21 protein-coding genes and 1 tRNA gene are annotated in these 19,382 nt (G+C 54.1%); 11 read left to right on the top strand and 11 right to left on the bottom strand.

Going from position 1 to position 19,382, the window contains the following annotated elements; all coding sequences use genetic code 11:
• Positions 1–165: 165 nt before the first annotated feature.
• Genes SH139x_RS08990 through SH139x_RS08980 form a run of 3 tightly spaced genes read left to right on the top strand, consistent with a single transcriptional unit; the run spans position 166 to position 2,716 of the window.
• Positions 166–954, top strand: coding sequence for a TIGR04255 family protein (locus SH139x_RS08990; protein WP_488354936.1), 789 nt, complete (start codon positions 166–168; stop codon positions 952–954).
• The gene (locus tag SH139x_RS08985) at positions 951–1,805 is read left to right on the top strand and encodes a helix-turn-helix domain-containing protein (RefSeq protein ID WP_488354935.1); all 855 of its coding nucleotides are present in this window, start codon (positions 951–953) and stop codon (positions 1,803–1,805) included. Before SH139x_RS08990 ends, SH139x_RS08985 begins: the two co-directional genes overlap by 4 nt.
• 20 nt (positions 1,806–1,825) lie before the next feature.
• Entirely contained in the window at positions 1,826–2,716 is an 891-nt protein-coding gene (locus SH139x_RS08980; RefSeq protein WP_488354934.1) for a hypothetical protein, read from the top strand.
• A gap of 20 nt (positions 2,717–2,736) precedes the next feature.
• Here the strand turns inward: SH139x_RS08980 and SH139x_RS08975 are convergent, their stop codons facing one another.
• From SH139x_RS08975 to SH139x_RS08965, 3 genes are all read right to left on the bottom strand, one after another.
• On the bottom strand, positions 2,737–3,351 hold the full coding sequence (locus SH139x_RS08975; RefSeq protein ID WP_488354933.1) for a hypothetical protein: 615 nt from the start codon (positions 3,349–3,351) through the stop codon (positions 2,737–2,739).
• A gap of 101 nt (positions 3,352–3,452) precedes the next feature.
• Positions 3,453–4,781 (bottom strand): restriction endonuclease subunit S, encoded by a 1,329-nt coding sequence (locus SH139x_RS08970; protein WP_488354932.1) that lies wholly within the window; start codon positions 4,779–4,781, stop codon positions 3,453–3,455.
• Positions 4,781–7,093 carry a type I restriction-modification system subunit M gene (locus SH139x_RS08965; RefSeq protein WP_488354931.1) on the bottom strand — a complete coding sequence of 771 codons (2,313 nt, stop codon included), beginning with the start codon at positions 7,091–7,093 and terminating at the stop codon, positions 4,781–4,783. Before SH139x_RS08965 ends, SH139x_RS08970 begins: the two co-directional genes overlap by 1 nt.
• Positions 7,094–7,241: 148 nt before the next feature.
• On the opposite strand from SH139x_RS08965, the gene SH139x_RS08960 reads away from it, so the two are divergent.
• The 4 genes from SH139x_RS08960 to SH139x_RS08945 are packed head-to-tail and all read left to right on the top strand — an operon-like array spanning position 7,242 to position 9,523.
• Positions 7,242–7,610, top strand: a complete 369-nt coding sequence (locus SH139x_RS08960; protein WP_488354930.1) for a helix-turn-helix domain-containing protein — start codon at positions 7,242–7,244, stop codon at positions 7,608–7,610.
• Entirely contained in the window at positions 7,607–8,431 is an 825-nt protein-coding gene (locus tag SH139x_RS08955; RefSeq protein ID WP_488354929.1) for a hypothetical protein, read from the top strand. Before SH139x_RS08960 ends, SH139x_RS08955 begins: the two co-directional genes overlap by 4 nt.
• 5 nt (positions 8,432–8,436) lie before the next feature.
• A complete protein-coding gene (locus tag SH139x_RS08950) occupies positions 8,437–8,814 on the top strand; it encodes a DoxX family protein (RefSeq protein WP_488354928.1) in 378 nt (125 codons plus the stop codon).
• A complete protein-coding gene (locus tag SH139x_RS08945; protein WP_488354927.1) occupies positions 8,807–9,523 on the top strand; it encodes a ZIP family metal transporter in 717 nt (238 codons plus the stop codon). Before SH139x_RS08950 ends, SH139x_RS08945 begins: the two co-directional genes overlap by 8 nt.
• Positions 9,524–9,552: 29 nt before the next feature.
• Here the strand turns inward: SH139x_RS08945 and SH139x_RS08940 are convergent, their stop codons facing one another.
• Together SH139x_RS08940 and SH139x_RS08935 are read right to left on the bottom strand one after the other, a co-directional pair.
• Positions 9,553–9,867, bottom strand: coding sequence for a hypothetical protein (locus tag SH139x_RS08940; protein WP_488354926.1), 315 nt, complete (start codon positions 9,865–9,867; stop codon positions 9,553–9,555).
• A gap of 413 nt (positions 9,868–10,280) precedes the next feature.
• Positions 10,281–10,354: transfer RNA gene (locus tag SH139x_RS08935), tRNA-Met, on the bottom strand.
• Between the two features lie 59 nt (positions 10,355–10,413).
• Between SH139x_RS08935 and SH139x_RS08930 the strand changes: the two genes are divergently transcribed.
• Positions 10,414–12,270: a prenyltransferase/squalene oxidase repeat-containing protein gene (locus SH139x_RS08930; RefSeq protein ID WP_488354925.1), complete on the top strand. Its 1,857-nt coding sequence runs from the start codon at positions 10,414–10,416 to the stop codon at positions 12,268–12,270.
• A 132-nt stretch (positions 12,271–12,402) separates the two neighbouring features.
• On the opposite strand, the gene nrdR is transcribed toward SH139x_RS08930, so the two are convergent.
• Complete coding sequence (gene nrdR, locus SH139x_RS08925) at positions 12,403–12,864, bottom strand: transcriptional regulator NrdR (RefSeq protein ID WP_488354924.1); 462 nt, start codon at positions 12,862–12,864, stop codon at positions 12,403–12,405.
• Positions 12,865–13,041: 177 nt separating this feature from the next.
• Here nrdR and SH139x_RS08920 point away from each other — a divergent pair, with 177 nt between their 5' ends.
• From SH139x_RS08920 to lepA, 3 genes are read left to right on the top strand one after another with little or no spacing between them, the layout of a single operon-like run.
• A complete protein-coding gene (locus SH139x_RS08920) occupies positions 13,042–13,674 on the top strand; it encodes a PH domain-containing protein (protein WP_488354923.1) in 633 nt (210 codons plus the stop codon).
• Positions 13,675–13,704: 30 nt separating this feature from the next.
• Complete coding sequence (locus tag SH139x_RS08915; protein WP_488354922.1) at positions 13,705–14,133, top strand: DUF4339 domain-containing protein; 429 nt, start codon at positions 13,705–13,707, stop codon at positions 14,131–14,133.
• 36 nt (positions 14,134–14,169) lie between these two features.
• The gene (gene lepA, locus SH139x_RS08910; protein WP_488354921.1) at positions 14,170–15,966 is read left to right on the top strand and encodes a translation elongation factor 4; all 1,797 of its coding nucleotides are present in this window, start codon (positions 14,170–14,172) and stop codon (positions 15,964–15,966) included.
• A 281-nt stretch (positions 15,967–16,247) separates the two neighbouring features.
• On the opposite strand, the gene SH139x_RS08905 is transcribed toward lepA, so the two are convergent.
• The 5 genes from SH139x_RS08905 to SH139x_RS08885 are packed head-to-tail and all read right to left on the bottom strand — an operon-like array spanning position 16,248 to position 19,381.
• Entirely contained in the window at positions 16,248–16,694 is a 447-nt protein-coding gene (locus tag SH139x_RS08905) for a Na+/H+ antiporter subunit G (protein ID WP_488354920.1), read from the bottom strand.
• Entirely contained in the window at positions 16,694–16,963 is a 270-nt protein-coding gene (locus tag SH139x_RS08900) for a K+/H+ antiporter subunit F (RefSeq protein ID WP_488355989.1), read from the bottom strand. Before SH139x_RS08900 ends, SH139x_RS08905 begins: the two co-directional genes overlap by 1 nt.
• The gene (locus tag SH139x_RS08895) at positions 16,963–17,484 is read right to left on the bottom strand and encodes a Na+/H+ antiporter subunit E (protein ID WP_488354919.1); all 522 of its coding nucleotides are present in this window, start codon (positions 17,482–17,484) and stop codon (positions 16,963–16,965) included. The genes SH139x_RS08900 and SH139x_RS08895 overlap by 1 nt, the downstream gene beginning before the upstream one ends.
• A complete protein-coding gene (locus SH139x_RS08890) occupies positions 17,481–19,031 on the bottom strand; it encodes a monovalent cation/H+ antiporter subunit D (RefSeq protein ID WP_488354918.1) in 1,551 nt (516 codons plus the stop codon). Before SH139x_RS08890 ends, SH139x_RS08895 begins: the two co-directional genes overlap by 4 nt.
• Entirely contained in the window at positions 19,028–19,381 is a 354-nt protein-coding gene (locus SH139x_RS08885; protein WP_488354917.1) for a Na+/H+ antiporter subunit C, read from the bottom strand. Before SH139x_RS08885 ends, SH139x_RS08890 begins: the two co-directional genes overlap by 4 nt.
• Position 19,382: the final 1 nt, after the last annotated feature.

Below are 19,382 nucleotides of genomic sequence, written 5' to 3'. Positions count from 1 at the left end.
GAGCGTAGTTCGTCGGTGGTCGGGGCGATTTGCGGGATTTGCAACGGCAGCGGCAGCCAAAACCCGTCTCTCCGCCGGAAAAAACCGAACCCTGCCCTGTTCGGTGGTGTAAAGTTTATTGTAAAGTCTTTTCAAAAGCCACGCAGCTAAGGGAGAAAAAGCACCGTGACTCGCCACGACCCGATCGACGAACTTGCTCGCCCGCCGTTGGCGTTGGTAATCGGCCAAGTTCGCTTCGCCCCCGTCCGCAAGATGCCGGAGATGGTCGATGACCTTCAAGAAACTATGCGGCACGTCGGTCTCGAAAGATTCGATGAAGAGAAGGTTCAGCAAGTCCATTTCGGCCCGAAGATTACGACGACCGATGTGACGCGATGGGTTTTTCGGAATCGAAACCGAACCGAGTCGGTGTTCTTGACGCAAGACTTCATTGTCTTGGCAACCAGCGAGTACGAACGCTTTGAGGCATTTCAAGATCGGCTGGTAAGTCTGGTCGACGAGCTTCAAAAAATTGCCAGCCCATCGTTCGCCGAGCAGGTCGGAATCCGGTACCTCAACCTTTTAAGAGAAATTGACGGTGGCAACCCCAGCCAGCTAGTTGCCGATGGACTTCGCGGCTTGTCGGCCGATGAATTGGAATGCGAGGCAAGCCAGACCCAGACGATGACGCGAAGTCAAACGGACATGGGCGTCTTGACCATTCGCTGTCTCGACATGGTTGGTGCTGACTTCCTGCCACCGGATCTACAAATCCAAGGCATGAAGTTTTCGAATAAGCCGGACGAAAAAGAGTCGTATCGTTTGCTCGATATTGACAACACGACATCCGACGGTGATGCCATTGAATTTGATGACCTCAAAGATATCCTCTGGAAACTCCATCGGTTCACGTCACGTGCGTTCAAGCAGTCGGTGACCGATTTTGCCCGTGAGTGTTGGAGAAAGCAGTCATGAACGCCACGCTTGAACGCCGCAATTCTAAGATCGCACTTGCGTTGATGGTTCCCGTCGTGCCTGCGACTGGACTAGGAATCACATTGCCCAATAGCGAACAGATCGTCGAGCGGCCCGAAAGTAATTCGCCCGGTTGGGACAGGCTCGATTACAGCGACTGGAGCGTCCTCGATCGCTTGCAGCAGATTCGCCATAGCAACCGGCAATCACGTCGCCTTGACTACGACAATATCTACTTCAATGTCGGGACCGGTGCGAGCGAGCCGGCAGACTTTGTCGTCGCAGAGGCCGAATCGAACCGTTGGCGGAGAGCAATAGATCGTACACGAGCAACGATCGTGGAGAATATGGATCGAGTTCGCGAGCAACTCCGTCCTGCTGTGTTGCCGACCAAGACTTCCGTCACCGATGTCGCCGCTGCGGTTGCGGACGTTCGTTCAAGCCTTTCGCTCAGCATTACCGAGCTGTCCGTCATCCTGGACGTCAAACGACCGACAATTTATTCTTGGCTCCGCGGTGATTCTCAACCGCATCCACACAATCTAGAACGCATCTCCTTTCTTCATCAGATATCCCAGCGATGGAATGAGCTCAGCGGCCGACCCCTTCACCGTCAACTACGACATGCATTTGACGGGAATGGGACGACATTGTTTGCGTTGTTGAAAAGCGAAGAACTCGACAACGACGAAATTGAAAATCACTTGTTGGCACTCGCGAAGCTACCGCCCGCGAGAAAGCCGCCTTCAATGAAAGATCTTTCGGCAAAACACGGATTGCCGACCAAACCGCACCCCGATTCGGATTTGGTCCGTGATATTGAGTCGGGTCGACGACTCACAAATGACTGACTCCACAGGACGGAGCAAGAGTGAAACGATTGGCGAGGTTCGGACGATGGCTGCAGCAAACGTTCGATGATGGCTGCGCGGTCGACAGCGATCCGCCCACTTTCGACGCCTCGCAAATTGAAAATGCAAAGTGGCGACAGGGATCATTGCTCCCTGACTCGATGGTGGATCACCTCGTCGCGAAACGCTTACTGCCCGCGAAGCAGGAACCCGGTGTCTGGTGCGTGCTCACCCAGGATTGCGATCTCGTGCATCACGACTTGTCTGGCGAACCGAAAGTCGAAGTCGTTTTCGCGAGACACGTCGACAAGCCCAACAAGGGCTACACTTGGAGCAAGAACGCACGAGAACTTCATTTGCGCGATGATTCGCTAGTCCAATCATTTGCGTTTCGTACCCGTGATCGCAAAACCATTCCTCGATCGCAGTTTTGCAAGTTTGCTCCAAGCGAGCAGACTCTGGAATCGGGCAACGTCAAATTGCTGGTCCGCTGGGTTTCGCGAAAGTACTACCGCGCCGCATTCCCCAACGCATTCAACGAGCGGATCGGGCGAAAGACCGACGGGGAAATTAAGAAGCTCCTTCAAAAAGACCCCGGCCACTTTCACGAAATCCACATCCAGGTCACGGCAAAGGAACTTCCCGACGATCAGGATTACAACGCAATCATTCTTTGCATCGCGGCGGATGAAGCTGCCGCAGACGATGATCTTTTTGACGCAACCATCGAGCTGGGCAAAAAATTCCGGGCATTGCTACAAAGCTGTGATGGCATCAACGTCAGTGAATGTGAGGTGAAGTTCCGGAGCGAAACCACCCTGGAAGATCTCGAACCAATGCAGCGTTGGGATTTCGACAGCATCACGATTCGGCAAACCGACACGATCGACGAGACTCCGGCCGATCATTGATCGCACCGTCGCTTCCAAACTCACATCTCGATCACACCATTGCCCTTGGTGATGGACTCGATCATCGCTTCGGGATCATTGGGCAAGTCCAGGATCATGCCGTCTTGCGGCTTCCAGGGTTCGATCGGCAGATCGAAGGGCGGTAGCGGAAGCTCACCGCCGCTGTGAACCAAGAATGGCTGAACCGTCATGGTGCCTTTCCACTGAACGCCGCGTGGCGGGTGGATCGTCCAGCGACTCCAGTCGTCATCGCCCGCCTTCATGACGTGCCGAAACTCTTCGCGAATTTCCATCGTTTGGCCAGGCGTCACGTTGGGAAGAATCACGTTCAATTCTTCCGAAATAGTCATCGCAGCCGTTTGGGCCGCGTCCCGCAGCACCTTTCCTTCGGATCGCAAACGGAATCGAACTTCCGTGGTCGTGATCGTCTCGTCGGTGTTGTTGGTCAGTTGAACATTCATCAGCAACTTACTGCGGCCCATGCTGGGCGTTTCGATTTGGTAGGCGACGTCACTGTGCAGTTCGCCTGCATCGAGCCAGCCTTCGTACCTCGCAAAAATAAACCCGACCACTGCTGCCGCGATGATCGAGACGAGCGCGAATGTGATCTTGGATCGGTTGTTTTCTTCTGTCATTCGTCGACCTCCTGAGTCGTTGAAAGGTAAGGCTCCAAAACGATCGACGGTGGGCGCAATTCTTTGTTATTCTTCGCTTTTACCACTCCAACCAGTCAGGCTCAATTCGGGATCTCGACGTCCCGCACGTCGATCTTGCCGGTCGTCGCCGCTGTGATCAGGGCCGTGCGGTATTCGGTCAGACGGTCGATGGCTTGTTCCGTCTTTGCGACAAGTCCGTCCACCTGATTGGTTTCCGCTTCAAGGAACTTTCCAATTTCGGACTGTTCGACTAACGGCGGAACGACCAGCGGAGCGGCCGACAGTGTGTCCCGGTTGAGTTTCGGCATCGCGACCCTCATCGAATTCAGGACGGCGTAGTCGAGGAAGGGTCTTCCGAGTATCCAATACAACAGGAAGCGCGAATCCATTTTCTCCGATGGTTGAATTGGATACATGTCAGCACTGCAAAGACCGTCAAAGGTTGCCAAACAGCACTTGTTTAAGTGGGGACGGATTTTGCTGTAAACGATGTCTCCGTTGGCGACTTCGTATTTGCCGCTTATCGCTCCCTGGTCCCGTGCCGACTCCAGCTCATAAACGCGACCTGTGTTGGACTCGATATGATTCGGCGCGATCAATGGTCGGTCGATGTAAGGTTCGATTTCCGGATCGACCTGACCTTCTTTCACACGTGTTTGGTAGCCGAATTTCATCACCTCCCAATGCTTGGGTACTTTTCCGAGCCAGGGGATTCCGGAGTCTTTGAGCGGGGCGGTGGGGTCGAGGCCGCGGGTGACCGCCGAAGTGATCACGGCCATCCGCTGCTCCGCGAGCGCCGCCAACAACGAACGCTTCTTCGCAATCAAACGGTCAACCTGACCCGTCTTCCAATCCAAGAAATCCGAGATCTGCCGCTGTTCCTCGTCGCTCACCAATGGAATCCAAAAGTTCTTCAAAGACGAAAAATTCAACCCCTCTCGGCCACTTCCGCTTTGCTCCAATTCGATTTGTTCTTGGCCGATATCAGAACTGAGTACATAGCAGAGAAACCGAGTGGACATTGAGTCTTCAGGGCGGACGATGCACACATGTTGATTTACGTTTGCTTCGCCAAGTGACTTTGTGACGAAAGTACAGCGACCTATTGAGGCGCCCGTAATGTTCAGCAAAACGTCACCATCCGCGACCTTGCTGTTGCTCATGCTCGCATGAACGTCTTCGTCAATGAAGACAACGTCATCAAGTCTCAAACCATCGAAGTGAACGTTTTGACTTCGCAGGAGAGGTATTCCAGAAAGGTCGTACGATTCTGCACCGCCTTTTGGTGTCACGCCACTGCCAACTTTGCAGACGTGAAACTTGAGCTTTTGAACATCCCAGTGGTGCGGTATTGACCGCATCAGCGTCTGCTCGGTTGTCTTGTACTTCCCGTAACTTTGCAGATCCATCAGACAACTTCCTTGAGCATCGCCATGATCTCTTTCTCAAGCCCTTTGATCTCCTTCTCAATTTTCTTCAGCGATCGTGGCTCTTCATACTCGTAGAAATGCCGATTGAATGGGATTTCGTAGCCGAGCTTGATCTTCGAGTGGTCGATCCAAGCGTCGTCGCGGTACGGCAACACTTCCTTTGCGAGATACGCTTCGCAATGATCGCGTACCAGTTTCAGCAACTCGCTGACGTCGGGCTTGGCGGTCTTGCTCTTTCCCTTGCCCTTGTAGTCCAGCGGCAACGGCAAGCTGATGTCCGGCGGCAACGGCACGTTCTCGGTGTCTCGCAAATCGGCGTCCGGTTCGGGGTTCCCCTTGCTGTCCAAACACGGCTCAGCGGTCGGGTCTTTCTCGCCCAAGCTGCCCGGTGACAACAACGCATTTCGGATCGGTGCGTCGAGCGACAAGTCGGCCGCCTCGAACGCTTCATCGAGAAGTGCCGCAAACTCGTCGCGGTCCTTGATCAGCCGATCGCCGGAGAATTGATCTCGCAGCGATTCCAACACGTCGAGGATCGCCGCTTGAGCTTGCTTGCCTTCAAGCACTTCTTTCTGCTTCGTCGCTTTGTCTTTTCGCTTGCGGGAAATCGCCAGCGACTCAAACGCACTCGTTTGCGTGAACCGTTCGATCCGCTGCGGGTTGATGGTGAAATTCAATCGCAGCGGGCGATCCACGGTGATTTTCAAATAGCCGAAATCGCGGTTGTCAAAAATCTTGCTGACGAACCTGCTCTTTGTCTGATCGCGACCCGGATCGACATTCGTGCCGATCTCGCCCAACGTTATCCGCGCGTCGTGCTCGAATTCGGCGTACAGCCTTGTCAACATCGCGATGTGATCGTCAGAACCTTCACTGCCGTCACCAATGCGTTTCCGCTTGTCGCCCAGACTCTTGGTCATCTTCCAAGCGAAGTCCGTCCCGTTGATCAGTTGCACCTTGCCGCGTCGACCTTCGCGTTTACGGTTGGTGACGATCCAGACGTAGGTGTAGATGCCGGTGTTGTAGAACAATTGATCCGGCATCCCGACGATCGCTTCGAGCATGTCGTTCTCGATGATCCAGCGGCGAATGTTGCTCTCGCCACCACCGGCGTCCCCGGTAAACAGCGGCGATCCGTTGAACACGATCGCGATCCGTGACCCCTCACCATCGCTTCCGTCATCGAGTTTGCCGACCGGCCGCATCTTGGAAATCATGTGCAGCAGGAACAGCAACGCACCGTCGTTGATTCGCGGCAATCCCGGTCCAAACCGCCCGCTGAACCCGAACTCATCGTGCTCCTTGGTGACGTGCTTCTTTTCCGGTTTCCATTCCACGCCGAACGGAGGATTAGCCAGCATGTAGTGAAATCGCTGATCCGGATGCCCGTCGCCATCAACAGTGCCTTCTTTAGGCCGTCCCGTGCCCAGCGTGTCGCCGAATGCGATGTTGGTGACGTCCTCGCCCTTGATCATCAAATCGCTGCCGCAGATGGCGTACGATTCGGGGTTGTATTCTTGACCGAACAGTTCCAGGTTCGCGCTCGGGTTGAGCCCCGTTTCCGGATCAACGATCAGCTTCTCCGATTCCGACAACATTCCACCGGTTCCGCACGTCGGGTCATAGATTTGAATGACCTTGCCTTCGGTGTAGACCAGATCGTCGTGCGTGAACAACACGTTGATCATCAGCTTGATCACTTCGCGAGGCGTGAAGTGATCCCCCGCCTCCTCGTTGGCTTGCTCGTTGAACCGCCGCACCAAGTCCTCGAACACGTATCCCATCGCGATGTTGGGAATCTTGTCCGGGTGCAAATCCACTTTGCTAATTTCTTTGACGATCTCGAACAGACGGTTCGCGTCGTCGAGTTTTTCAATTTCTTCCTCGAACTTGAACTTTTCAAGAATCGTGCGAGCTCGTGACGAGAACCCCGCGATGAATCTGGTCAGGTTCGCGGCCAGTTTGTCGGGATCGCCCAACAAATTCTCAAACGTGAACTCGGTCGTGTTGTGAAACGTCAGCCCGAACTTTCGATTGATGGTCTTTTCAATCGTCTCGGCGTCGTACTTCGGAACCGTTTCGCCATCCTTCGTTTTGGTTTGCTTCTTCAGACTCTCATACTGCTTGAGCACATCCTCTCGCGTGTCGGCGAGCACGCAATCCAACCGGCGCAGCACCGTCAACGGAATCATCACCCGCCGATACTGCGGCGGCCGATACGGGCCACGCAACAAGTTAGCAAGGTTCCAAATGACATCGCCCTGTTCCCGAAAAGCATCCAGTTGATTCATGGAGATCGCGTCTTGCGTGTGTGGGGATCGGTTCGGTGATGCCGTGGCGGATGACTCGCAGGCATGTTGCCTGGGGACTGCTACGATCGTAAGATTTCGGCAGTCAATGAACAAGCAGGCTGACTTCGCTCTTAGGCCGAACCGAACCATGAATACGAAAGCCGAATCGCGGACGAACGCCCTTGGCGACCGAATTCGAGCGTTACGCAAATCGAAAGGCTATTCGCTGCGGAAGCTAGCCCCGCTGGTCGGCGTTGGCTTTTCGTACCTCAGCAAAGTCGAGAACGACCGTCTCGATTTCGACGGTTCACCATCGGAGTCACTGATCCACCGTCTGGCCGACGTGCTGGAAGCGGACGAGGACGAGTTGCTGTTGCTGGCGAGATACCTTCCCCAAGCAATGGCGGATCGAATTTTCGAGCAACCCGAATTGTTCCGTACCTTAACGGAGCTTCCACCGTCGAAACTGACGTCGGTTGTTAGTCGAATTAAGCCCAGGAAAAGATCTCCCAAATGAGCCAAAGCAATCAGCAATTTGATCGAACACTGGAAGAGCGTCATGCGATCGTGAAGTCACTGGTCCGTGCCTATGTTCGCAAGAGCCCCAACCATACGCGTGATGAGAATCATCGTTCGTCCGTCGAGATTCTCGCGGCTTGCCGGCACCTTGATAGCATCTTGGCCCCACCGGATAAACCAAGGTGGTTGACGGTTGGAATTCCGGTATTGGAAACCTTCTCAAAACACAACCAGGTCGACCAAGCGACTGCGGTCGCGGTCTGGTTGCATGACAACGGCAAGGCGATTGAGAAACCGATCGTTCCGAAACTGGACGGCGAAGTCAACTTTGACCAAATCTATGAAGAGATTCGTGATGCGGTTGGTTTGCCAGCGTTGTTCGATCAAATGATCGACGCTGTGGGTCGCATCATTGCCTTGAATGTCATTGACTCCTCGTTCGTCAAGTCGGCACTCAATCGCTTGCAAGCGACGCTGCACTCGAATCGAAAGGGCTCGCAAGGGGCTATTTTCGCGACGATGGATTACGGAAAACTGATTCTTCAAGTGTTGCGGGGATACGGAAAGAAAGCATTGGGACCAGCCTTTGAAGCGTTCGACAAGGCGTATTGCGAAGCGAAGGATGCCGTGGAACAAGCTGACCAGGATTATCGGAAAGCAACATTAGAAGCCTTGGTCGACCCAGACGACCTACGCCGATACATCGCCAGCGGCGTAGTTGACACCAGTGCTTTGCAGCAAACACTTCCACCGGCACTCTTGGAAGGGCCGAGAGAACAATCGCCGCCGGCCACTCCCGAAGTAAAGGCTGACGGGTGAATTCCGTGACCAAGTTCTCCCGATGGTTGATCTGCGCCTTGTTCATCGCGGCCGGCGTGAATCACTTCGTGTCGCCGGACGTGTACTTGAAAATCATGCCGGACTATTTGCCTTGGCCGTTGGCCTTAGTTTACGTTTCTGGGTTCTTTGAAGTGGTCGGTGGTGTTGGCGTGGCAGTACCGAAGCTACGGCGGGCGGCGGGGTGGGGATTGATTGCGTTGTTGGTGGCTGTGTTTCCGGCGAACGTGGAGATGGTGTTGCACGCGGATCGGTTTCCGGAGATTCCGTTTTGGGCGTTGGTGGCTCGGTTACCGTTGCAGGGGTTGTTGATCGCTTGGGTTTGGTGGGCGGCGGTGAAGCGGGTGGGGGCGACGGATGAGTGAGTTGATTCAGGTGTTGGTGATGACGACGATCGCGGGGGCGGCAATGCCGGTCGGTGGCGTGCTCGCGATGTTCGAGCGGATTTCGCCGCAGTGGATCGAGGACGAGTTCCGGCACAGCGTGATCGCGTTCGGCGGCGGCGTGTTGATCTCGGCGGTCGCGTTGGTGTTGGTGCCTGAGGGCGTGCGTGAGTTATCGCTCGGCTGGATCGTGTTGGCGTTCTTGATTGGTGGCATCGCGTTTTGGGGTTTGGAAACGGTGTTGGCTCGATTGAAGAGTTCGGCCGCTCAGTTGGTCGCGATGGTGTCGGATTTCGTTCCCGAAGCGATCGCGTTGGGCGCGGCGTTCGCTCATGGCGAAAGCACGGGCGCGTTGCTGGCGATCTTGATCGGGTTGCAAAACTTGCCCGAGGGTTTCAATTCGTTTCGAGAGTTGAAAGCCAGCGGCGGAAGTTCCGATTGGAAGATCATCGGGTTGCTGTGTGCGTTGGTGCCGCTGGGACCGATCGCCGGTTGGATCGGATTTAGCTATCTGTCGGCGTACCCCAAACTGGTCGCATTCATCATGCTGTTTGCCGCCAGCGGAATTTTGTATCTGACGTTCCAAGATCTCGCACCGCAAGCCAAAGACGGCGACCGCAAGCTGCCCGCCGTCGGAGCCGTGCTGGGGTTTCTGCTCGGCGTCGTCGGCCAAGTCCTGCTGGACGGCTGAGCGTTCATCTCGCCGCGACGAAGCCCCGATCAGGCGTCTCGTTCTGCCCACCATTTGGCGTAGGGTGTGTTCTTAACCAGGCACCGGGTGAAGTCGGTGTCGTCATCCCACCAAGTCGGGCCGCGTTCTCCGAGAGAAATTTTGGCGGCGTTCACGCGGGCACGTGCGACAGTCAGGGCGGCATCATCGTCGGCCCGTTTGGCGACGCCAACCTCGCGACGAGCGGCCATCAATTCGTTCACGAACTTCTGGCGTTCGGCTTCGTCAAGGTTCGGATTTGTGCAAAGCCACAGACGTTCTTGGTGGACGAAGTAGCGGCCGTCGGGGGTAGTCGGATACTTCAACAGCGGCTCTCAAACGCGAAAACACTTTTCTCGGCTTCTCCAAATCAACTTAACGCCATCGGGCGATTTTGAGCGACCGTCTGGCCGTCTCAATCGGTCACGACCCAGAAAGACAAACGATTTGCAGCGTCAGATGCGTTTCCCAACCCGACCCAAAGAGAGAACCGAACAGCTCGTAACCCAAGAGGCCTAAGAAACGGAGAACGTAAGAAATCCGCCCCAGAACCGGTTCCAGCCGCCACCGACCCGTTCTCGGGTCATCTCTCAACTAGAACCGAGAAAGAAAACCGCCCCCGGCCAATCGGCGCAAGTCGTTCGTAGATAGCGGGATAAAACGAAAAAAGCCGACGTGCAAAACACGTCGGCTTTTCGTTTACTGGAGGGTCGGAACGTGTTCCAACCAAACAGAGAAGTTGCGGGAGCCGGATTCGAACCGACGACCTCGAGGTTATGAGCCTCGCGAGCTACCGGGCTGCTCCATCCCGCGGCTAATAATATCGACGATCTGGCTCGAAGTGTCAAGGGAAGATGAAGAAAGATCTGGTCATGACAATTATTCCTGTCACAACGGCTGGTTTCTCCTTATTCCCTACCACTCCCCACAGAATTTACGCTCCTTTTGACGATTCAGTTGACAACGCCACCGCACATCGCGCCATAATAAAACTATGTGACCATCCGTTTTCAAATCTTGAGCAAGTTGCTTTGTCTCTCTCCAATCCCGCTATCGATCCACTCAATGGCACCAGCCCACCCGCTGGTGGCAATCCCGGTGGCGGTAACGTGCAGGGCAAGCTCGAAGCAACCAAGTCACCTCCGCCTCCTCCGCCCACGCCGACACTGCCCCCTATCCGCGCCCCGCAAACAACTCAGCGCGGTCAGCAATTACCACCTGCCACACCACCGGTCAACTCACCCAGCTTGCCGGCCATCTCTCAGGGGGGACCGAGTACCGGCGTTGGCTCGGCGCGGGGGGTTTTCTGGAAAGATGAAATGCCGGTCGCCGAGGCTGGCGCGGACGAATCGGCAGAGTCGCTAAAGGTCGAACGTGAAGCGCCCGCTTGGCTGGTAAGCCTTGTCCTGCACTTGGTTTTCATGTTGATTCTGGCGTTGATGAATTCACCCTACGGCAGAAACGTGACGAACATTGTGTTGGAAATGGGGGCGGCCAACGATGAGGGGGACGATTTCGACTCGTTCGAGCTGGCGGCCGCCGAACCTGACATCGAAGACACGCTTGCCGAGGAAATCGAGCCTGTCGCCGAAGAAATGATCGAATTGCCGCAGCAAATATTCTCGCCCGACAGTTTGCTGGAGGCGATGGAGCCGGTGCAAGCACAGATCAACAGCGTGGCGGTCCCGGTCGCTGGCATGCTGAGCGGCCGCAGCGGCTCTTCGAAAGAGGCTCTGCTGGCTGCTTTCGGTGGCACTGCGGAGACGGAGAATGCGGTGCAGCTTGGTTTAAAGTGGCTGGCCAAACAGCAATTGCAGGACGGATCGTGGAGTCTGCGAGGGCCTTATGACGATGGGGCTTTATCAGAGAACAACTTAGCTGCCACGGCAATGGCGCTGCTGGCTTTTCAGGGCAACGGCAACACGCATCAGCAAGGCCCTTACCGAGAGCAAGTCGATCGAGGCGCGCGATGGTTAATTGCGAAGCAAGATCGCAGTGGGATGATGGGTAATGGCTTACCTCGCCACCAAAAAATGTACGCTCAGGCGCAGGCGACCATAGCGCTTTGTGAACTGTATGGCATGACGCGTGATTCATGGTTGCGAGAGCCCGCCCAACGAGCCATTAATTTTGCTGCAGAAAGTCAGAGTCGGCTGGGGGGATGGCGTTATGAGCCCAAGCAGGATGCGGACGTTTCCGTGACGGGCTGGTTCGTGATGGCCTTGGAGAGCGGCCGGGCCGCTGGATTGGATGTAAACCCCTCGGTGCTGAGAGACGTCGACAAATTCCTGGATGCAGTCCAACACTACGGGGGCGCCGCGTACGCTTATCAAATTCAGAGCCCGCCTTCCAAAGAAATGACTGCGGAAGGGATGCTTTGCCGACAATACCTGGGTTGGAAACGGGATTCACCGGAAATGGCAAAATGTGTGAATTCACTAGTCAGCGATCACATCTTTAAAATCGATGACCAAAACTTTTACTACTGGTACTATGCCACTCAGGTTTTACACCACTACGGTGGCTCGCCTTGGCGACTGTGGAACGAGCGGATGCGAGTCCAACTCCCGGCAAACCAAATCAAGCTTGGCAAAGAAGAAGGGAGCTGGGCACCTCAACGGTCACGTTGGGGCGGGCAAGCTGGTCGGCTTTATACAACTTGCATGGCTATCTACTGTCTAGAAGTCTATTACCGGCATATGCCGATCTACAATCTTGACTTGGATTAATGGCTGGCAAATCCAAATCTGAAGCTCGGCAATAGTTGGTCGTAATTAAAATGACATCGATGGGCTGAGCGAAAAACCAAGGAAACTCCTGCTAACGTCAGGGCGACCAAACGGCGTTGGGACACTTTTCATTCAACGTTTACCAATTGGCAGATAGGGTGATATCTCGCGAATAAAATCTTGGGCATCATTGAAGTCACGGTAGACGCTGGCGAAACGGACGTAGGCAACTTCATCGACTTTTGAGAGGTGTTGCATTACGAGTTCGCCAATCTGCTCACTGGGAACCTCGGTTTCAAATTGTTCATAAACTTCAGACTCGATTTCCTGGGTTAATGATTGAATCCGCTCGGTACTGACGGGTCTTTTCCAGCAAGCCCGTTCGATTCCACTGCGAAGCTTTTCAGCGTCGAAGGGCTGTCGGCTTTGATCACGCTTGACCACTCGGATGGCAGTCCGTTCCATGCGTTCGAAAGTTGAAAAGCGGCGATGGCAGGCGTTACAGCGTCTGCGGCGACGAATTGCATAGCCGTCTTCAAGTGCGCGGGTATCCAGAACCCTGTCGTTATCAACGTGGCAAAAAGGACAACGCATCGGGATTGCTCTGGGTTGGAAAATGGGTACGAATGACGTGGGAACCAACAGCGGTTATACTATGCCGTAGGCTGGCTGTCACCTCTAACGGCCCGCCTCCGTTGACCGCCCCGGCACCATCGAAGGGCCGGGCGATCGCTAGAACTGATCCTCTTTTTCATTTAGCTTGGTATCTTGATGATGGCTGAGAACAAACCGACGTCCCCCGCCGAAGCGAGTAATCCTGAGGCCGAAAAGACGGAGCACTCCCCAGCAGCAAAATCCCCCACGAAACCGGCAAGTCCTGAGCAAGCAGTCTCCAGCTTGCGGGAAGGACTAACGGAAGGTGATGGCAAAGAGCGATCGTTATGGAAAGGCGGTTTTAGCCCCAAAGCAATGATTGGCAGCTGGATCTTGACGGCAATCGTCTCCATCGCCGCGATCGTGCTCGGCGCGATGTTCGAGTGGCTTCCGGTGATTCCGGTTTTGATCGGGATCGCCGTCCTCTGGTTGATCGTCGGCTCCGTCTATGCCTATCGCCGCTTAGGAGTGAGTTATGAACTGACCACGCAACGGTTTATTCACCAGTCGGGAATTTTGTCGCGACGGACAGATCGCATTGAAGTCATTGATATCGATGACGTAAGCTGCGCTCAAGGACCGATCGAGCGGATCTTTGGTGTCGGCGGAATCATGCTGGAAAGCAGCGATCGCAGCCATCCGACTTTGAATTTGCGGGGCATTGCCAATGTGAAAGAAATCTCCAGCTTGATCGATGACGTTCGGCGACAGGAACGCCGCCGCAGAAGTTTGCATATCGAGGCAATCTAACCTGTTTGGCACCCCACTAAGGCGATTCCGATGGCGAAGTGGTTTTACCAAGAAAATGGCAAGGATGTGGGGCCATTTTCCGCTGCAGATCTCCTCAAACTTGTTCGCGAAGAGACAATTAACGCGGCGACGTTGGTTCGTAAAGATGCCAGTGCTTGGTTTCCGGCTGCTCAAGTGGGCGGCCTCTTCGAAGCGGCTGTTAAACCAACCGTAGAGTATAGCTGCCCGACTTGCGGACAAGACGTTCCCAAGCCACCAACTTATTGCCGCAAATGTCGCCAAGCTCTGCAGTACGCGCGACCACGAATCACCGAAAACAACATTGAGGGCTACGAGCCGCCGAAAAAAGAGCGGGATTCGATCGCCGATAGCTGGAAACAGTGGGTACGAAGGCTTAAAGTCCAGCGAGAAGAAAAGTCGCACGGTGGTGGTGTGAATTCCGATAACAATTCCAGTTAAACAACGCTCAACGCCGTCCCGCGAAGAAAAACCAGCATGAAACATATTCGGAACTTTTGCATCATTGCTCATATCGACCACGGCAAGTCGACTTTAGCCGATCGACTGATTCAAGCTTGTGGCGGCGTAACGCAACGTGAGCTTCATGAGCAAATGTTGGACTCGATGGACATTGAGCGCGAGCGCGGAATCACAATTAAAAGCAATACCATCACGCTCAGCTATCATGCTGAGGATGGTAATGATTATCAATTGAACCTGATCGATACCCCAGGTCACGTCGATTTCTCGCATGAGGTCCGCCGCTCTCTCATGGCGTGCGATGGCGCCTTGATCGTTGTTGATGCCTCCCAAGGAGTCGAAGCGCAAACCGTTGCTAACTTATACTTGGCACTTGAGTACGACTTACAACTCCTGCCAGTCATCAATAAAATTGATCTCCCGGCCGCCGACGTAGAACGGGTGCGAGAGGAAATTGACTCGGACCTGGGGCTTGACCCATTCGCCGCCATCCCGGTTTCCGCGAAAACAGGGCTCGGGATCGAAGACGTGCTGGCTGGCATCGTGGAACACCTACCAGCCCCGCAGGGCGATCCTGACGCGGCTGTCAAGGCGTTAGTCTTTGACGCTTTCTTCGATCGCTACCGCGGCGTGATCCTTCAGTGCCGCGTGATGGAGGGCACGCTCCGCGAACGCGACACCATTTACTTTATGCACTCGGGCAGAAAGTACACCATTGATGAATTGGGTTACAACCAGTTTAAGCTCAACCCGCGACAGCAATTGAGCGCGGGCGAAGTGGGTTACATCGTTGCCGGGGTCAAAAGTGTCCAAGATATTCAAATCGGCGACACTATCACGCTGCTCGACAATCCAGCCAGCGAGCCCATTCCTGGCTATCGAGAAGCAAAGCAAGTCGTGTTCTCCTCAATTTATCCGATGAGCACCGATGAATATCAAGACCTCACCAAAGCTTTAGAAAAGTTGGCTATTAACGATGCGGCGTTAACATTCGAAAAAGACAGTTCGGCCGCTTTGGGTTTCGGATTTCGCTGTGGCTTCTTGGGGCTCTTGCATCTGGATGTCATCCAAGAGCGTTTAGAGCGGGAATTTAACTTGGGGCTAGTGATTTCAGCGCCATCGGTGAAATACCAGCTCACACTGAAAGATGGCTCCACGCTGGATGTTGACAATCCCAGCAATTGGCCCGACCCAACCAACATCGAAGCAGCCAGCGAACCCTACATCAAAGCTTCCATCCTGTGCCCCGAGGAATACGTCGGCCCGGTGATGGAGCTTTGCAGGGAACATCGTTCCGAAAGTCAAACCATCAACTACCTCTCCGCAGGGCGTCTGGAGGTTACCAGCGAAATGCCTTTGGGCGAGGTGCTGTTCGACTTTTACGGCAAGCTCAAAATGATCACTCGCGGTTACGGGTCATTCGACTACGTCCCCATTGAGTACCGGACCACGGACGTTGTCAAAGTGGACATCTTGGTCAACAAAGAGCCGGTCGATGCGTTGTCTTACTTGGTGCATAGGGAGAAATCTCGCAGCCGCGCCTTGCATTACTGTGAAAAACTTGCCGAAGCGATCCCCCGCCATCAATTTAAAATTCCCATCCAGGGAGCAATCGGCGGGACGGTCATCGCCCGGGCAACCATCGCGCCCTATCGCAAGGACGTGACGGCGAAACTCTACGGCGGGGACGTCACGCGGAAGAAGAAGCTGCTGGAAAAGCAAAAGAAAGGCAAGGCAAAGATGAAGCAGTTCGGGAATGTCAATATTCCACAGAAAGCCTTTGTGGCTGTGCTCCGTGCTGATAAAGATTAACTGTTAGGGTTGCCGGACCGTTTTTAACTGACGGAAAGAGTTCAGCTTGGCCAATGCGGTTCTCCACCAAGAAGAGGGCAGCGAATGCCAGTGCATGCCTCCCGGCGGGCTAATTATCCTTGTTTGCCCTGTGGCCTGTAACCGCAGCAAACTAAGCAGCTCCGCATAAGTCATTAAACAAAACGGAATCATCCGGAATTCGCTTGCGTCCGGTTCCTCGAAACCGTGAGCTAGCGATCAACGGCTAACATAGCCGCAAGCCTTATGTCTAGGTGCTTAGCTCAGCCGGTTGGTGAAGAACCTTGCTGTTTTCCTTCGGAGCTGGCGACGACCACCACCTGTTCGGCAGTTGTACCGGCGAGTGCATCCTCATCGATCGCTTCGAAAGTGCTCCATCCGTAAGGCCTCCCCGTGGGCGGTAACTTGGACTGTAAGTCTGGTTCCGTGTGCAAGTAGGCCTTGGCGATGAGATGGGCAGTCACTGGGGCCGTGATAAACAAGAAGAACGTGATCAGAATTTCCTGCACAGAAATTCGCCCTTCGGTAACTGCGAAATAGATCATCGACGCCACCAAGCACCCTCCCAGGCCGAGCGTGGTAGATTTAGAGGGACCATGTAAACGGCTCATCAAGTCAGGTAGTTTGATTAGGCCGAAAGAGCCAACAAAGATAAAGAAGCTACCGATGACGATATGCAGGGCAACTAATGCTTCCCAGTAGATATTCATTACTCGATCACATCGCCTCGCAATAAAAACCGACAGCAAGCTACCGTAGAAATGAAGCTGAACATGGCCAGCAAAAGCGCGGCCTCAAAATAAACAGCGGTGTTCGCGCTGATGCCATACAGAATTATCATCGCAATTGAATTGATGACCATCGTATCGACCGCCAGAATACGATCCGTAACAGTTGGACCGATGGCTAGTCGCCAAAGATTCATCAGCAATGCAACCGCCACGACGGCGAAACCAAACATCAAAGCATAATGAATAATCATGGCAGCATAGCCTTGATGCGAGCCTCATAGCGATTCTTGATACGATCCACCACTTCTTGATCGCTGCGAGCATCCAAACAATGAACGAGTAGAGCTCGACCATCCGCCGACAGATCACTCGAGACAGTACCTGGCGTCAAGGTAATGGTACCCGCCAAGACGGTTATGCCTTCGGGAGTGATTAGATCCAAGGGCACGGTAACCCAGCGATTTTTCAAGTCAGTGGAGCGACGAAAGATGATCAAGTAGGCAACCTGAAGGTTGGCGACAAAAACATCAAAAAATAGCAGTAAAACAAATGAGAAAGCCAGTAATGGGCGATGAATAATCGGCCGCTCGGGCCAAAACTGGCCGGTATAATACGGGATCAGCATTCCCAGTACGATACCCAGCAGCCACCCTCCGATGGTAAAGCTGTTAAGTAGTGCAACCCAGAGTAACACAAGCGCGATAGTGAGCAGTGGATGCGGAAGGTAGCGATGCAGGAAAGTCCGTTGATCCGAGACGTCCGTGGTCATGGGTGTAACTCCAGTTCGAGCACAGTGAGAGTATCCAGCGTTTCCCCCAGAACCGCTTCGATATATTGATCAGGAGCAAACAGCTGTGCGGCCGTTTGATCGAGGAAAATCGTTACCAGCCCGGAAAATCCGGTCAGCAGCACAAGCACGGCAAGAATGGAACCGATAGCCACCATGGGCATGGTAATCGGCGGCATTTCCGAAATCTCGAGGCGATCGGCAACTTGCCCACTTTTCCAGAAAACCAGACTTCCGCTGAGAGCGAAAGCAATCAGCATAAGCAGCGAGGTCAAGAGAATCACTGTCCACAGCAAGACCCAATAAGCCGAATTAGAGACTGCGTCCAGAATCAATAATTTCCCCACAAAACCCGAGAGGGGAGGTAAGCCAATCACTGCCACCACGATGATAAAAAAGGTGGCAGCCAGCACCCCCGCATGTTCAAACCGAGGAGCCAACACGAGCGAATCTCCAAACGCCCCACGGCGAGCCTGAATCGCATCGATCAACAAAAACAGAGCCGCCACAGCCAAGGTGGAGTGCAGCAAATAATAGAGCGCGGCGGCAATCCCGGAGGGCGTAAAAATTGAGACGGCAATTAAGATTGTGCCCATCGATGCCAACGCCAGAAAGCTTGCTTGCTGGCTAATTCGGCTTGCCGCTAACACCCCTATTGCCCCCAAGACCAAAGTCACAATGGCTCCTGGCAACAACCAATCTGCAGCGGCAAACGCTTGCTGAGCACTGGGGTCGCTGTACGCCAAAAGAAACACGCGAATAATGGCATACACGCCCACTTTGGTCATGATGGCAAATAAAGCAACAACTGGGCCGGCCGCGTTGGCGTAGGTTCCGGGCAACCAAAAATGGAGCGGAACCACGGCACTCTTGATGCCGAAAACGACCAACAGCAACATGGTGCCGGCTGCCAAAATTGCTTGCTCAGCAGGAGGAACACTGGCAACGCGTCGAGCGAAATCGGCCATATTCAGCGTCCCCGTGACGCCGTAGATTAAGGCCAAGGCCAGCAAAAAGATACTTGACCCTACCAGATTGACGACAACATATTGAATTCCAGCACGCGTCCTTCGAGCACCGCCACCATGGACCATTAAGCCATACGAGGCAATCAGTAGCACTTCAAAAAAGACGAAAAGATTAAACAGATCGCCGGTTAAAAATGCGCCGTTCAGACCAGTCAACTGGAAAAGAAAGAGGGGGTGAAAGTGGGCGCCTTGGAGATCACAGCCATTGATGGCATAGAGCAACACCCCGAGGCCCAGCACTGATGTTAACAGCAGCATGAGCGCTGACAGCCGATCTAACACCAGCACGATCCCAAAGGGTGCCGGCCAGTTTCCCAGCGCATAGGTGCGAATTGAGCCATCGCAGGACGCGCCTAACTGGATCATTCCCAACACCACCAGGCAAACCATCGTCCCTAGCGAAAATGTTCTTGCCAAAACGATATCATTCCTGACCGCCAGCGCCAATAAAGCGGCCACAATTGCCGGCAAAAGGATCGGTAGGATCAACCAGTGATTCATTGTCGATTCGCCGCCACCTGTTCTTCAGTTTCGAGCAAATCAACGTGGTCACCAGCACTTTCAAAATAGCCGCGAACCGACATCACTAGAACCAACGCAGTCATACCAAATGCGATCACAACTGCCGTTAAGACTAACGCTTGTGGAATTGGATCCGCATGTGGGAGCGCTGGATCGGTAATGATATCTGGCTGATTGACCGCCAATCGCCCTGACGAAAACAGGAACAGATTGGTGGCGTAGGAGAGCAATGTTAGCCCCAGCACTACGGTGAAAGTCCGTGCCGCGAGCACCAGATAGACACCGGCAGCAGCTATTGCCGCCACCGCACTGGCAAACAGGAGTTCCATG

The sequence above is a fragment of the Kothea flammea genome, from assembly GCF_052161645.1.
Classification (GTDB): domain Bacteria; phylum Planctomycetota; class Planctomycetia; order Pirellulales; family Pirellulaceae; genus Laterigemmans.
This window is presented reverse-complemented; position numbering and strand designations above follow the sequence as displayed.

Bases quoted from the DNA above. Each gene is read 5' to 3' on its own strand.
- nrdR (WP_488354924.1), bottom strand. From the start codon at position 12,864: ATGCGTTGTCCTTTTTGCCACGTTGATAACGACAGGGTTCTGGATACC.
- SH139x_RS08920 (WP_488354923.1), top strand. From the start codon at position 13,042: ATGATGGCTGAGAACAAACCGACGTCCCCCGCCGAAGCGAGTAATCCT.
- SH139x_RS08905 (WP_488354920.1), bottom strand. From the start codon at position 16,694: ATGAATATCTACTGGGAAGCATTAGTTGCCCTGCATATCGTCATCGGT.
- SH139x_RS08895 (WP_488354919.1), bottom strand. From the start codon at position 17,484: ATGACCACGGACGTCTCGGATCAACGGACTTTCCTGCATCGCTACCTT.
- SH139x_RS08890 (WP_488354918.1), bottom strand. From the start codon at position 19,031: ATGAATCACTGGTTGATCCTACCGATCCTTTTGCCGGCAATTGTGGCC.
- SH139x_RS08915 (WP_488354922.1), top strand. From the start codon at position 13,705: ATGGCGAAGTGGTTTTACCAAGAAAATGGCAAGGATGTGGGGCCATTT.
- SH139x_RS08885 (WP_488354917.1), bottom strand. From the start codon at position 19,381: ATGGAACTCCTGTTTGCCAGTGCGGTGGCGGCAATAGCTGCTGCCGGT.
- lepA (WP_488354921.1), top strand. From the start codon at position 14,170: ATGAAACATATTCGGAACTTTTGCATCATTGCTCATATCGACCACGGC.
- SH139x_RS08955 (WP_488354929.1), top strand. From the start codon at position 7,607: ATGAGCCAAAGCAATCAGCAATTTGATCGAACACTGGAAGAGCGTCAT.
- SH139x_RS08965 (WP_488354931.1), bottom strand. From the start codon at position 7,093: ATGAATCAACTGGATGCTTTTCGGGAACAGGGCGATGTCATTTGGAAC.
- SH139x_RS08975 (WP_488354933.1), bottom strand. From the start codon at position 3,351: ATGACAGAAGAAAACAACCGATCCAAGATCACATTCGCGCTCGTCTCG.
- SH139x_RS08970 (WP_488354932.1), bottom strand. From the start codon at position 4,781: ATGGATCTGCAAAGTTACGGGAAGTACAAGACAACCGAGCAGACGCTG.
- SH139x_RS08945 (WP_488354927.1), top strand. From the start codon at position 8,807: ATGAGTGAGTTGATTCAGGTGTTGGTGATGACGACGATCGCGGGGGCG.
- SH139x_RS08930 (WP_488354925.1), top strand. From the start codon at position 10,414: ATGACAATTATTCCTGTCACAACGGCTGGTTTCTCCTTATTCCCTACC.
- SH139x_RS08960 (WP_488354930.1), top strand. From the start codon at position 7,242: ATGAATACGAAAGCCGAATCGCGGACGAACGCCCTTGGCGACCGAATT.
- SH139x_RS08985 (WP_488354935.1), top strand. From the start codon at position 951: ATGAACGCCACGCTTGAACGCCGCAATTCTAAGATCGCACTTGCGTTG.